General features: G+C 70.7%; 12 protein-coding genes. 3 read left to right on the forward strand and 9 right to left on the reverse strand.

Annotation, left to right across the window (positions count from 1 at the left end; all coding sequences use genetic code 11):
* Positions 1–287: hypothetical protein (locus tag VGO20_RS24070; RefSeq protein ID WP_327504937.1), on the reverse strand; the 287-nt coding region annotated here is incomplete at its 3' end.
* A gap of 170 nt (positions 288–457) precedes the next feature.
* A complete protein-coding gene (locus VGO20_RS24075; protein ID WP_327504938.1) occupies positions 458–787 on the reverse strand; it encodes a putative quinol monooxygenase in 330 nt (109 codons plus the stop codon).
* 256 nt (positions 788–1,043) lie between these two features.
* On the opposite strand from VGO20_RS24075, the gene VGO20_RS24080 reads away from it, so the two are divergent.
* A complete protein-coding gene (locus tag VGO20_RS24080) occupies positions 1,044–1,487 on the forward strand; it encodes a PAS domain-containing protein (RefSeq protein WP_327504939.1) in 444 nt (147 codons plus the stop codon).
* A 16-nt stretch (positions 1,488–1,503) separates the two neighbouring features.
* Here the strand turns inward: VGO20_RS24080 and VGO20_RS24085 are convergent, their stop codons facing one another.
* The 7 genes from VGO20_RS24085 to VGO20_RS24115 form a co-directional block, all read right to left on the reverse strand.
* Positions 1,504–2,553: an ABC transporter ATP-binding protein gene (locus VGO20_RS24085; RefSeq protein WP_327504941.1), complete on the reverse strand. Its 1,050-nt coding sequence runs from the start codon at positions 2,551–2,553 to the stop codon at positions 1,504–1,506.
* A 38-nt stretch (positions 2,554–2,591) separates the two neighbouring features.
* The gene (locus VGO20_RS24090) at positions 2,592–3,554 is read right to left on the reverse strand and encodes an ABC transporter ATP-binding protein (protein ID WP_327504942.1); all 963 of its coding nucleotides are present in this window, start codon (positions 3,552–3,554) and stop codon (positions 2,592–2,594) included.
* The gene (locus tag VGO20_RS24095) at positions 3,551–4,486 is read right to left on the reverse strand and encodes an ABC transporter permease (protein WP_327504943.1); all 936 of its coding nucleotides are present in this window, start codon (positions 4,484–4,486) and stop codon (positions 3,551–3,553) included. Before VGO20_RS24095 ends, VGO20_RS24090 begins: the two co-directional genes overlap by 4 nt.
* Positions 4,483–5,460 carry an ABC transporter permease gene (locus VGO20_RS24100; protein ID WP_327504944.1) on the reverse strand — a complete coding sequence of 326 codons (978 nt, stop codon included), beginning with the start codon at positions 5,458–5,460 and terminating at the stop codon, positions 4,483–4,485. Before VGO20_RS24100 ends, VGO20_RS24095 begins: the two co-directional genes overlap by 4 nt.
* Positions 5,457–7,295, reverse strand: a complete 1,839-nt coding sequence (locus tag VGO20_RS24105; RefSeq protein ID WP_327504945.1) for a CocE/NonD family hydrolase — start codon at positions 7,293–7,295, stop codon at positions 5,457–5,459. The genes VGO20_RS24100 and VGO20_RS24105 overlap by 4 nt, the downstream gene beginning before the upstream one ends.
* 2 nt (positions 7,296–7,297) lie before the next feature.
* Entirely contained in the window at positions 7,298–8,875 is a 1,578-nt protein-coding gene (locus VGO20_RS24110) for an ABC transporter substrate-binding protein (protein ID WP_327504946.1), read from the reverse strand.
* A 121-nt stretch (positions 8,876–8,996) separates the two neighbouring features.
* On the reverse strand, positions 8,997–9,689 hold the full coding sequence (locus VGO20_RS24115) for a GntR family transcriptional regulator (RefSeq protein ID WP_327504947.1): 693 nt from the start codon (positions 9,687–9,689) through the stop codon (positions 8,997–8,999).
* Positions 9,690–9,782: 93 nt separating this feature from the next.
* Here VGO20_RS24115 and VGO20_RS24120 point away from each other — a divergent pair, with 93 nt between their 5' ends.
* The gene (locus VGO20_RS24120; protein WP_327504948.1) at positions 9,783–11,291 is read left to right on the forward strand and encodes an MmgE/PrpD family protein; all 1,509 of its coding nucleotides are present in this window, start codon (positions 9,783–9,785) and stop codon (positions 11,289–11,291) included.
* On the forward strand, positions 11,284–12,624 hold a 1,341-nt coding region (locus tag VGO20_RS24125), incomplete at its 3' end, for a hypothetical protein (protein ID WP_327504949.1). The genes VGO20_RS24120 and VGO20_RS24125, both read left to right, overlap by 8 nt.

The raw sequence follows: 12,624 nt of genomic DNA on the forward strand, positions 1-12,624 counted from the left end.
CCGACATCCTCCTCCTGCTCGCCGAAGAGGCCTCCTTCCTCCTCCTCGCCGAAGGCCTGCTCCTCCTCGCCGAAGCCTTCCTCCTCGCCGAAGGCCTGCTCATCCTCGCCGAGGCCTTCCTCCTCGCCGAAGGCCTGCTCCTCTTCGCCGAAGCCTTCCTCGTATTCGGCGTAGGCTCCCTCGTCTTCCCACCACTGCGCGGAAGCGGTTTGAGGCGTGGCTGCCAGAATAATGGCAGTGAATCCGGCGCTCACCCCCATCAGGAGATGCTTTTTCAATCCGGGCATTTCTATGTCCTCTCTGTCATGTCAGGATTGTTGTTGACCCGCATGCCTCAGCAATACCGGTCATCTCCCAACAGGTTCTTCAGCTGGTGATTACCCTGTCCAGACAGGGTATACCGGTCGTAGAGGCGAGACAGAGAGGACACCGGGGCGGACGGGCCCGGCGCGGACCGCTAGCCGGCGGCCGGCCCGTTCGCGGACGCCTTGATCCAGACCGGGGTCGCGGGCCGGAACTCGGACTCCCCCGTGAGCAGCGGCGCCACCTCCGCCTCGTAGGCGGGGTACCAGGGCTGCTTCACGAACGCCTGCGCGCTCGCACGATCGTCGTAGAGCTGAAAGACGCAGATCGTGTCCGGATCGGAGTCGTCATAGCAGTAGAAGTAGGCGTCGTGGGCCGCATTCCCGCCGATTCTCCGGCGCAAATGCTTCTCCCAGACGCGCCGGACCTCGTCCCGCCTGCCCGGGAGGGACTTGTGCCTGATGAAAAGGGCCGCTCCGTTCATGGATATCTCCTCGATCGTCCGGGCACGCGCCCGGCAGGCCGATGGGCAAATCCGCCCAACGACGGGACGACGATCGGGAACCGCTGTTCGTGACATGCCGGCTGCTGCGAATACGGGCTATCGTTCCGCCACGGCGACGGGCAAGCTCGTCGCGGCACTACGGCCGGCGGAGGTCTCCGCGAGAGCCCGCCGCGGCCGGGCGGCGACCAAGGCATCCGGCCGGGTCCGCATGCCCGGCCGCGACAAGAGCGAAGCCATGGACACGATCCTCACCGCGGCCTTCGACTACTGGCGAAGCAAGCTGGGCGGCCGCGCCATGCCCGCGCGCCGCGACCTCGACCCGCTCGACATTCCCAAGCTGCTCCCCTGGCTGATGCTCACGGACGTGCTGCGCAATCCCCTGGATTTCCGCTACCGCCTCATCGGCACGGAGATCGCGGCGAGGGCCCGGCGCGACTACACGGGCCGCCGCTTCTCCGAGCTGACCCATACCGGCCCTTCGAGCCAGGTCTGGATCGACCGCGCCCGCGTGGTCGAGACCTGCCGGCCGGTCTTCACCACCCCGCCCTACACGGGCGGGGACGACAGCGTGAGCGCGGTGTCCGGCATCCACATGCCGCTGTCGGACGACGCAAGCAGCGTGAACATGATCCTCAGCGTCGTCACCTTCCAGACGAGGAGGCAGGGAGGGGGAACCTGAGCGCCGCCGGCCCGCGTCAGGGGCCGGCGAGATGACAGGAAACCCGATGGCCCTCGCCGAGGGTCCCGGCGGCCGGCGGCCGCGTGCGGCAGACCTCCAGCGCATCGGGGCAGCGCGGATGGAAATGGCACCCCGGCGGCGGCGCCAGGGGCGAAGGCAACTCGCCCGAGATCGGCGCATAGGCCCGCCGGCCGGAATGCAGGCTGGGAATCTCGTCCAGCAGCGCCCAGGTATAGGGATGCGCGGGCGAGGCGAACAGGTCGGCGGCGGTGGCCTCCTCCACCACGCGTCCCAGATACATCACCGCGACGCGGTCGCAGAGATGCCGGACGACCCCGAGGTCGTGGCTGATGAACAGCACCGTCAGCCCCCGGCGTTCCCGCAGGTCGAGCAGCAGGTTGATGATCTGCGCCTGGATGGACACGTCGAGCGCCGCGACGGGCTCGTCGCAGATCAGGAAGTCGGGCGATACCGACAGTGCGCGCGCGATGCCGACGCGCTGTCTCTGTCCGCCCGAGAACTGGTGCGGCAGCCGCTGCATGGCATCGCGGTCGAGGCCCACCTCCTCCAGCAGCTGCGCCGCGAAGGCGTCCCGGTCGGCCGCATCGATCAGGCCGTGATAGATCGGCCCTTCGGTGACGATGTCGACGATCCGCTGGCGCGGGTTCAGGGACGCCATCGGGTTCTGGAACACCATCTGCACCCGCAGCAGCTCGCGCCGCGACGCCGGCCGGCCCGCCGCTTCGGCCGGCCGGCCGGCGATCCGCATGCCGTCGGCCGAAACCGCGCCTTGCGACGGCGCCAGCAGGCCGGCGGCGATCCGGCCGAGGGTCGACTTGCCGCAGCCGCTTTCCCCGACGAGCCCCATGACCGAGCCGCGCGGGATGGACAGGGACACGTCGGTGACCGCCTGCACGATCTCGTCGCGGTAGCCGGCGCCGAACCTGGTCAGCATCCGCTCGATCGCCGTCATCCGGCGTTCGAAGCGCTTGGTGACGGAGCGCAGTTCGACGAAGGGCGCGGGTTCCGCACCGGTGTTCTCGGGCACGGTCGGCACGGTCGGCATGGACACTCCATTGGTACGGCCCATCGGTACGGCGCCCCTCATCCGGAATGGTGGCAGCGGACGGCATGGCCGGGACGGTGCTCGGCGAAGACGGGGACGTCCCGGCAGGCGGCGGTCGCGCGGGTGCAGCGCGGGGCGAAGGAGCAGCCCTCGGGCAGGGACAGCGGGGAAGGCGGTAGCCCCGGTATCTGCACCAGCCGGCTTCCCGGCTCGGCGTCGCCGGGAATGGAGGCGATCAGGCCGCGCGTATAGGGATGGCGCGGCGCCGTCAGAACGTCGCGCGCCGCACCGATCTCGACGATCCGGCCGGCATACATCACCGCGATCCGGTCGCACAGGCCGGCCACGACGCTGAGGTCGTGGGTCACCCAGACCATGGCCGTGCCGCGGTCGCGCACCAGCGCCTGGACGAGATGCAGGATCTGCGACTGGACCGTGACGTCCAGCGCGGTCGTCGGCTCGTCGGCGATCACGACCGCGGGATCGTGGGCCAGGGCGATGGCGATGCCGACGCGCTGGCGCATGCCGCCCGACAGCTCGTGCGGATAGGCCGAGAGGCGTTGGCGCGGCGACGGTATGCCGACCTGGGCCAGCGCCCTCTCGGCCACGTCGTCGGCCTCCCGCCGGCCGATCCGGCGATGCGCCCGCAGGGCTTCGTGGAATTGGCCGCCGATCGTGATCACGGGGTTCAGCGTCGTCATCGGGTCCTGGAACACCATCGACACGCGCCGGCCGCGATGCTCGCGCATCCGGGCCTCGGGCAGGCCGACGAGTTCCTCCCCCTGAAGCCGGATCGATCCTCCCGCGACCCGGCCCGGCGGCTCGATCAGGCCCATGATCGACAGGCCGGTCACGGACTTGCCCGAACCGGACTCGCCGACCAGGCCCAGGATCTCGCCCGCTCCCAGGGAGAAGGAGACGCCGTTGACGGAGCGGACGATCCCCGCCTTCATGCGGTATTCCGTCGTGAGGTCGCGGACCTCCAGGACCGGCGCGGTCATCGCTTGAGCCTCGGGTTCAGGACGTCTCTCAGCTGGTCGCCCACCAGGTTGATCGACAGGATGGTCACCAGCAGGGCAACGCCGGGAAAGATGCTGATCCAGTAGAGGCCGCCCATCAGGAACTGGTAGCCGTTCGCAATCAGCAGCCCGAGCGACGGCTCGGTCTCCGGCAGGCCGATGCCGAGGAAGCTGAGCGTCGCCTCCAGGGTGATCGCATGGGCGACCTGGACCGTCACCACCACCAGCAGCGGCGCCACGCAGTTGGGCAGCAGGTGGCGGCGCAGGATGTGCAGGTTGCCCAGGCGCAGGCACCGGGCGGCCTCGACATATTCCTTCTCGCGCTCCACCAGCGCCGAGGCCCTGACCGTGCGGGCGTAATACGCCCACTGGACGGCGACGAGCGCGATCATGGTCTTGTCGGCCCCGCGTCCCAGGATCGCGAGCAGGATCAAGGCCACCAGGATCGGCGGGAAGCTCATCTGCAGGTCGACCAGGCGCATCAGCGCGGAATCGGCCCGTCCGCCGGCGAAGGCGGCCGAGAGGCCGAGCGTCGTGCCGATCGCCAGGGCCACCACGGCGCTGCTGCCTCCGACGAGCAGGCTGGTGCGCAGCCCGTAGAGGATGGCGCTGAAGACGTCGCGCCCCAGCCCGTCCGAACCGAGCCAGAAGACGAAGCCGGCGCCGCTTTCGGTGCCCGGCGGCAGGCGCGCGTCGAGGATCGACAGGCTCGACAGGTCGTAGGGGTCCTGCGGCGCGATCAGCGGCGCCAGCAGCGCCGCGAGCACGATCGCCGTCAGCAGCGCCAGGGCGGCCGAGGCGACCGGGCTCGCCCGGAAATCGGCGGCCAGTTCGCGCATCGGGGAGACCGCCTTCGGCGCACCGCGGGACGGCTTCGCCCCGCCGCCGGGCGTCGCGACCGGAAAACTCGTCATCGTGCCTCCTCCCGCAGCCTGACGCGCGGATCGAGGACGGCATAGAGCAGGTCCACGACCAGGTTGATGATCACGAACAGCACGACGATCAGCATCAGGTAGGCGACGATGACCGGGCGGTCGAGATTGTTGATGGACTCGATGATCAGCTTGCCCATGCCCGGCCAGTTGAAGATCGATTCCGTAACGACGGCGAAGGCGACCACCGACCCGAACTCGATCCCGATCACGGTCACTATGGGGATCATGATGTTCTTCAGGACGTGGCGGCGCAGGATGCGCCCGCCCGGAATCCCCATCGACCTCGCGAAGCGGACATAGTCCTGGGGAACCACCTCCTTGGTGCCGGCCCGGGTCAGCCGGATCAGCAGCGCCACCTTGAACAGCGCGAGGTTCAGCGCCGGCAGGAAGATGTGCCGCAGCCCGTCGACGGTCAGGATGCTGAGGTCGACCCCGAGCACCTCGACCGTCTCGCCGCGCCCGAAGACCGGGAACCAGGACAGCCACACGCCGAATGTCAGGATCAGGATCAGCCCGACCCAGAAGGTCGGCAGGCTGAAGCCGAAGATCGAGCCGGCCATGATCGCCTTCGAGTACCACCGCTCGGGATGGAGCCCGGCGACCAGCCCGAGCGGCACGCCGATCAGGACCGCGAGCACGGTGGCGCTCAGCGCCAGTTCCATCGTCGCCGGCATCCGCTGGAAGATCAGCTCGATCGACGGGATGTTGAAGACGAAGGACCTGCCGAGGTCGCCCCGGACCGCCGAGGCGAGGAAGTGGAAATACTGCTCCCACAGCGGCCCGTCTAGGCCGAGCGACCGCCTTACCGCCTCGCGCGTCGCCTGGTCGGCGTCGGCCGGGATCAGGATCTCGACCGGGTCGCCGATCGCGTAGACGCCGATGAACACGATCAGCGACATCGCCAGCACGATGCCCGCGCCCTGGAACAGGCGCTGGATGACGAAGGCGATCATGACGGCTCCTCGACGAGATACAGCAGCAGGCAGGACGGCGTATCGGGGCCGGTCGCCAGCGCCAGCCGCGCCTTCGCCCGCGGGCCGGGCTCGCCCTCGGGCGCGCCGGTCTGGGGATTGACGTCGAAATGGGGGAAGTTGCTGGCCGCGACGTCCAGGCGGATGCGATGGCCGGCCCGGAACCGGTTGGCCGTGGGAAAGGCCTCGACCTCGACCCGGACCGGCCGGCCCTCGGGCAGCGGGACGGGATCGGCCCGCGATTCGCGGTAGCGCAGCCGCAGGATGCCGTCGGCGAGGTTGACCGCCGGGCCGTCGGGATAGCAGTCGACGAGCTTGATCGTGACGTCGGCATCCGGCGCGTCCGCCACGATCCACAGCCGGGCGCGGACCGGGCCCGCGACCACCAGGTCGCGCTCCAGCGGCGGCGTCATGAACACCAGCACGTCCGGCCGGCCCGCGCGCAGGGGGGAAGGGCCGTCGGGATCGACGACCGGGAACAGGCGGTTCTGGTCGAACATGCCGCCCGCCATCACCGGCTCGCCGGAATTGATGGCGCCGCCGCAGGTGGGCACGGGGGCGTCGGGATCGCTGGTCCAGGCGTGGACGCGCGTCTCCTTCGGCGGCTCCTGCGCGCGCAACGCGCCGCCGGCCAGGTACCATGCCGCCTCGCGGGCGCCGGGCGGCGGCCAGGCCTCGCCCGCCCGCCAGCGGCCGCCGTGATCGATGCGGCCGTGGCGCCCGCGCGCGCCGGTGCCGCCGCCCATCTCGAACCAGCGCACGGCCGGCCCGCGGGCACCGTTACCGGTACCGGCCAGGGCGTCGCGCAACCAGGCGGCGCGAAGGTCCAGCATGTCGGCGCCGAGGCCGGTCTCCGGCAGCGCCGCCGCCCCGAAATCGGCTTCGCCGGCATGGCTCAGATGGCGGTTGCCGTGGGACCAGGGGCCGATGACGAGTTGCGGGGGCCTGCCGCCCGCGACCGCGGCGACGCCCTGGAAATTGTCGATCGTGTTCATCAGCGAGGTGTCGAACCAGGACGAGACGAAGAGCGTGGCGGTCCGGGCCATCGCGGGGCGCGAACCGGCGGCGTAGAGGCCGGGACGGGTCCAGAACGGCCCGAAGGCGCCCGCCCGCCAGAAGGAGGAAAGATTGCGCTCGTGGTCGCGGGCGGCGGCGAGCGGCGAATGGCCCGGCGCCCACGGCCCGCGCGCGAGCCAGGCGGCGACGTCCTCCGCCTCGAGCCGGGCCGCGGCGTCGAGGTCGCCGGCCGCCTTCGCGCCCCTGACCGCCTGCGCATGCGCCCAGGTCGCCTGCTTCAGGTCGAGGGCGCCGCCCTGGCGGATGCCGCTGCGGTGCGCGTCCGAGAAGCCGCCGCAATCGGCGACCATCGCCGCCAGGCCCGGCGGCCCGAGGCTGGCGGCCGCGACCTGGCAGGCGGCGCCGTAGGAGAAGCCGACCATCGCGACCCGGCCGTCGCACCAGGGCTGCGCGCGGATCCAGGCGATCGTGTCGGCGCCGTCCTCCGGTTCCTGGAGGTATTTGGCGAAGCGCCCGCCCGACCCGCCGCACCCGCGGCAGTCCTGGATCACGTAGGCGAACCCGGCCCCGACGAACGCCTCGGCCACCTCCGGCCGGGAGCGCGGCCGGTCCATCCCCCTGCCCTGCTCGGACTGGTCGCAGCGGTTCCGGCCGTAGGGGGTCCGCTCCAGCACCACCGGGCGCGGGCCGGCGCCGAGATAGACGTCGGCCGCGAGGGCGCAGCCGTCGCGCATGGGGACGGCCACGCCGCGGAGGATATCCGCGACGTGGCTCCCGGACATGGCCTGGGCCAGGTCCATCCCTACTTCTCCAGCCCGAGGCCGTAGCCGAGGGTCATCTGGTCCTGGCGCGCCTTGTAGACGAAGCCGTCGCGCGACGCCCAGACGTTCATCTGGTAGTGGAGCGGGATGACCGCGAAGTCCTCGAAGGCGACCTTCGCCGCCTCGGAGGCCAGGCGCGCCGCCTCGTCGAGGTCGAAGGTGGACATGGCCGCGACGGTCAGCCGGTCGACCTCGGGGTTGCTGTAGCGGCCCCGGTTGGACGGGCCGTAGCCCTGGTCCTTGTCGTAGGTCATCAGCACGCCGCGCAGCCCGTGCCATGCCGTGCCCTGCGCCGACCCCCAGGCGATGAAGAAGATCGAGAACTCCTGGGCGCTGCCGCGCGAGAAGAAGACGTTGGCGGGCATCGTCTCGACCGCGACCGCGATGCCGATCCGCTCGAACATCTGGGCCAGCGCCTGCACGATCGCCGCGTCCGCGACGTAGCGGTTGTTCGGGCCGTGCAGCGTCATCTTGAACCCGTCGGGATACCCCGCCTCGGCCAGAAGCTCCTTCGCGCGCGCGACGTCGTAGGGCGAGGGCTCCAGCTCCGGGTTGTATCCGACCATGGTCTTGCTGGCGAGCTGGCCTGCCGGTTCGCCCAGGCCGAACATCAGCCGGTCGATGATCGCCTCGCGGTCGACGGCGATCGCCAGCGCCTCGCGCACCCGCTTGTCGAGCAGCGGGTTCGGGATCTGCGAGCCGTCCTTGGCGGTGATGAAGGGCGTGACCTCACGGTCCGTGTCCATGTGCAGATAGGCGGTGTAGACGTCGGTGGTCATCCAGACATTGATGTCCTCGTCGGCCTTGAGCCGCTCGACCGCGTCCGGCGGGACCGCGTCCATCAGGTCGATGCCGCCCGACAGCAGCGCCGCCAGACGCGCTGCGTCGTTCGTGATCGGGATCTGCGACAGCGTCTCGAACTCCGAGGGCCCGGCCCAGTAGTCGTCGTTGCGCGCCAGTTCCAGCGCCTCGCCCGGGGTCCAGGACACGAACTTGAAGGGTCCCGTGCCGACGGCCGCCTTGCCGGAATTGTAGTCCTCGGTCTTGGCGTCCTTGCCGACATGCTCGGAGACGATCGGCACCTCGGCCAGGTCGAACAGCAGCTGCGGCGACGGGTTGCGGGTCTTGATGGTGAAGGTGAGGTCGTCGACCTTCTCCGCGCGCTCGATCTGGGACAGGAACTGCCCGAACGGCGCCGGGCTGTTCGGCACGTTGGGCGCGCGCTCGAAGGTGAACAGCACGTCGTCGACCGTGAGCGGCTCGCCGTCGTGCCACTTGACGCCCTCGCGTAGCTTGAACTGCCAGACGCTGTCGCCGAGATAGGTCCATTCCGTCGCCAGCGCCGGGGTCAGGCGCAGATCCGGGTCGCGCTCGATCAGCGTGTCGAAGATGTTGGTCACCATCGCCTTGCTGGTGGCGACGTAGGAGAAATGCGGGTCGATCGACGCCGCTTCGGTGCGTACGCCGATGCGGGCGTGCTGCGCGTCGGCCAGGGCCTGGTGCCCGGGGGCGACCAGGGCGAGTGCCAGCACCGCCGCGATGAAACTCTTCTTCGGCATTTCCTCTCCTCGAGCGTCTATGTTCTTGGTTTTGGGTTCTTGGTTTTGGGTTCTTGGTTTTCGGTTCTTGGTTTTCGGTTCCTGGGTTCGGCGCGACGGCCCCGCGGGCGCGGGCCGTGGCTCAGGAACGGTCCTTGAACAGCGCGTCGGCGACGGCCGCCTCGAAGCGGGCCTTGCCCGCGCGGACATGCGCCTCGCCGAGCTCGCGCGCGTTCTGCGCTTCACCCGCCCGGATCGCCGCCACGATCGCGGCGTGGTCCCGGTTGGACTGCTCCATGTCGGGCAGCGTCTGCAGCGAGACCTGCCGGTAGAGGTGAGCCTCCTTGTTGAGCCCCTCGGTGTAGCTCCTGAGGCGCGTGCTCTTGGCCGTCTCCATCAGCAGGGCGTGGAAGTCCAGGTTCAGCCCGTAGTAGCCCGCCGCGTCGTTCGTGGCCGTGGCCGCGTCCATGCGCTCGAGCAGGTCGGACAGGGCCTGCGTCTCGGCCGGGGTCGCGCGCATGGCCGCCAGCTCGCACGCATGCCCCGTCAGCACGGCGCGCAGGTCGTAGATCTCCAGCATCTCGCCGCGGTCGATCTGGCGGACGAAGGCGCCCTTGTTGGCGATGAACTCGACGAGGCCATGATTGGACAGCAGGCGCGCGGCCTCGCGGATCGGGCCGCGGCTGACGCCGAGTTCGCGCGCCAGCGCCACCTCGTTGAGACGCTCTCCCGGCGGCAGGCGGCCCCCGAGGATCAGCGCCTCCAGCCGCTGGGCGACCAGCGTCGAGAGGGTGCTGGTCCGCCGCAGCTCCAGCGCATCGTCCGCAACGTCCATTCCGCCTCGCTCCCCTGGTCTAAAAACCGCTTGTCAAACTGTCACCTGTCGGCATTAAACTGTCAACAGTTTTCAGAAATGAAGCAGGATTGCATGTGCCCCTCCGAGATTTCCGCCGCCCCGCCGCCGTCGGCGCGGCCGGCGCACGCCGGGACCGTCACCGACGCGGCGGTCGCGTTCATCCGTTCGGCGCGCTATGAGACGGTCCCCGAGGACGCGCTCGCGGTCGCGCGGCGCTGCATCCTGGATTCGACCGGGCTGTTCCTCGCCGGCCTGAGCGAGCGGTCGACCGCGATCCTGATCGGCTCGGCGCTCCGCCAGGGCGGCGCGCCCGATGCGCTGCTGCTGGGCGCCGGCGCCACGCGCGTGCCGGCGCCGGTCGCCGCCCGGGTCCTCGCGACGTCCGGGCATGCGCATGACTGGGACGACACCCAGGTCAGCCATGACCCCGCACATGTCTACGGGCTTCTCACCCACCCGTCGATACCGCCGCTGACGGCGGCGATCACGGTGTGCGACATGCTGGGCGGGCGGTCCGGCCGCGACCTCGTGACCGCGTTCTGCGTCGGCTTCGAGGTCGCGTGCAAGATCTCGGAATGGATGCGCCCCGACCATTATCTGCGCGGGCACCACTCCTCCGGCACGGTCGGCACCTTCGCCGCCGCGGCCACGGCCGCGCATCTGCTCGGCCTCGGCGACGCGGCCACGGCGCATGCGCTCGGCATCGCGGGCAGCTTCGCCGCCGGCATCCGCTGCAACTTCGGCACCATGACCAAGCCGCTGCATGTCGGCCGCGCGGCGGAGAACGGCGTGCTCGCCGCCCTGCTGGCGCAGGACGGCTTCACCGCCGACGGCGCGGTGCTCGACGGCCCATGGGGCTTCCCGACGGTGCTCTCGGGCGGCTTCGACCCGGACAAGGTCGGCCAGGGCTTCGGACGGACCTGGACGATCGTCGACCCCGGCGTCAGCATAAAGCCCTACCCTTCGGGCATCCTGACCCATCAGTCCATGGATCTCGTACGCCGGCTGGTCGTCGAGCACGACATCGCGCCCGGGATGGTCGACCGGGTGGAATTCCACGCCGGCGACAACATCCTGAAGCCGATCCGCTACCCGGTGGCCCGCACGGGCCTGGAGGCGAAGTTCTCCATGGCGGCGCTGATCGCGATGCTGATCCGCCACCGCAAGGCCGGGATCGAGCAGTTCTCGGACGAGGCGGTCGGCGACCCGGCCTTCCAGGCGCTCCAGCGCAGGATCACGACCCATCGCGACCCCGGCATCAACGCCCAGGGCTTCGACCTGATCCGCTCGCGCGTCGTGTTCCACCTGACCGACGGCCGCCGCGTGGAAGGATGGGCCGACACGCGCTACCGCGGCGGCCCCAGCCTGCCGATGAGCGAGGCCGACCTCGTCGACAAGTTCACGGACTGCACGGCCGCCATCCTCGATCGGCCGGACCGGGAGGCCCTGATCGAGACGATCGGCGCGATCGACGGGCTGCCGGACGCGGGGGCGTATATCGACCGCCTGCGCGTCCAGTGTCCGGCGGCCCCGCTCGTGATCGACCTGCCGGCCCCGCCGGCGGAGGCCGGGCATGCGTGAACCGGTCACGATCTTCTGGCCCGGCGACTACCGGGACCTGCCGAACCGGACGGCGCTGCCGGAAATGGAGGCCGCCACCGTCCAGCTCGAACGCGCGCTGGACCGGCTGGGCCGCCCCCACCGGCGGCTCGAGGGCTTCCTGTCCAAGCCCCACCACGCCCTCGACCGGCTGGCGCCGATCGAGGGGCCGGTGGTCGGCGTCTACGCCCACTGGGTCTACGGCCCGCACACGACCGAGGGCGTGGTCGGCCGCGACAATCCCTTCCTGATGGTCAGCAACTTCTCCGGCCGCTGGCCGGGGCTGGTCGGGCTGCTGAACACCGCCGCCTGCCTGGCGCTCCACGGCAGGCCTGCGAGCCGTGCGTGGACGGATGCGCAGGACTGGGCTCGCGACGACCGGTTCATGGCCGACCTCGAAGCCTGGTGCGAGCGCGGGACCGTCGAGCATGCCGCCGACGGGGTCGGGACGCCGGGCCCGCTCGACCGCGCGGCCGAGGTGCTGGCCGAAGAGGTCGCCGCCGGGATGCGGCGGCGGCGCCCGCTGGCCCTGATGCTCGGCGACACCTCGATGGGCATGATCAACGGCTATTTCGGCCCGCGCGTGCTGGCCCGGCTCGGCTTCTCGGAGCACAAGGTCGACCAGGCGTGGCTGCTCGACTACGGCCGCCGGGTCGCCGAGCGGCGCATCGACGACGCGCTGGCCTTCGTGCGCGACCGCGGCGTCACCTTCCACTACGACGCGCCGGGCGCCGGGGACTTCGACGAGCGGGCGACGCGCGAGCAGCTGCGCGACTACCTCGCGGTGCTCGACCTGGTCGAGGAGTTCGCGGCCGACTGCGTCGGCTGGCAGTACCAGCTCGGCCTGATCCGCGAGCGGCCGCCGTCGGACTTCGCCGAAGGGCTGCTGAACTCGACCTGCCGGCCCGAGGGCGACGGCGACACCATCGCCGACGCGACCGAGGCGGACCAGGGCAACCTGCTGCCGATGGAGATGATGAAGCGGCTGCTCAAGGCCAAGGGCCTGCACCAGAGCGTCGCCTTCCACGACGTCCGCTGGGGGGCCGAGCACGAGGGCCGCTTCCTGTGGGTGCTGCTGAACTCCGGCTCGGCCGGCGCCTACGCCTTCAGCCACGACCCCGACACCTTGGCCGGCGTCCATTCCTTCCGCCAGCCGAGCCAGTATTTCCCCGTGCCCGGCGGCACCTTCACCGGCGAGAGCCTGCCCGGCGCGATCACCTGGGCCCGGGCCTGGCTCGACGGCGACCGGCCGGTGATGGATGTCGGGCGCGGCGAGGTCGTGCGCCTGCCGCGCGACGTCCTGCAGGCATGGTGG

The organism is Arenibaculum sp. (assembly GCF_035998295.1).
Classification (GTDB): domain Bacteria; phylum Pseudomonadota; class Alphaproteobacteria; order Azospirillales; family Azospirillaceae; genus DASYHS01.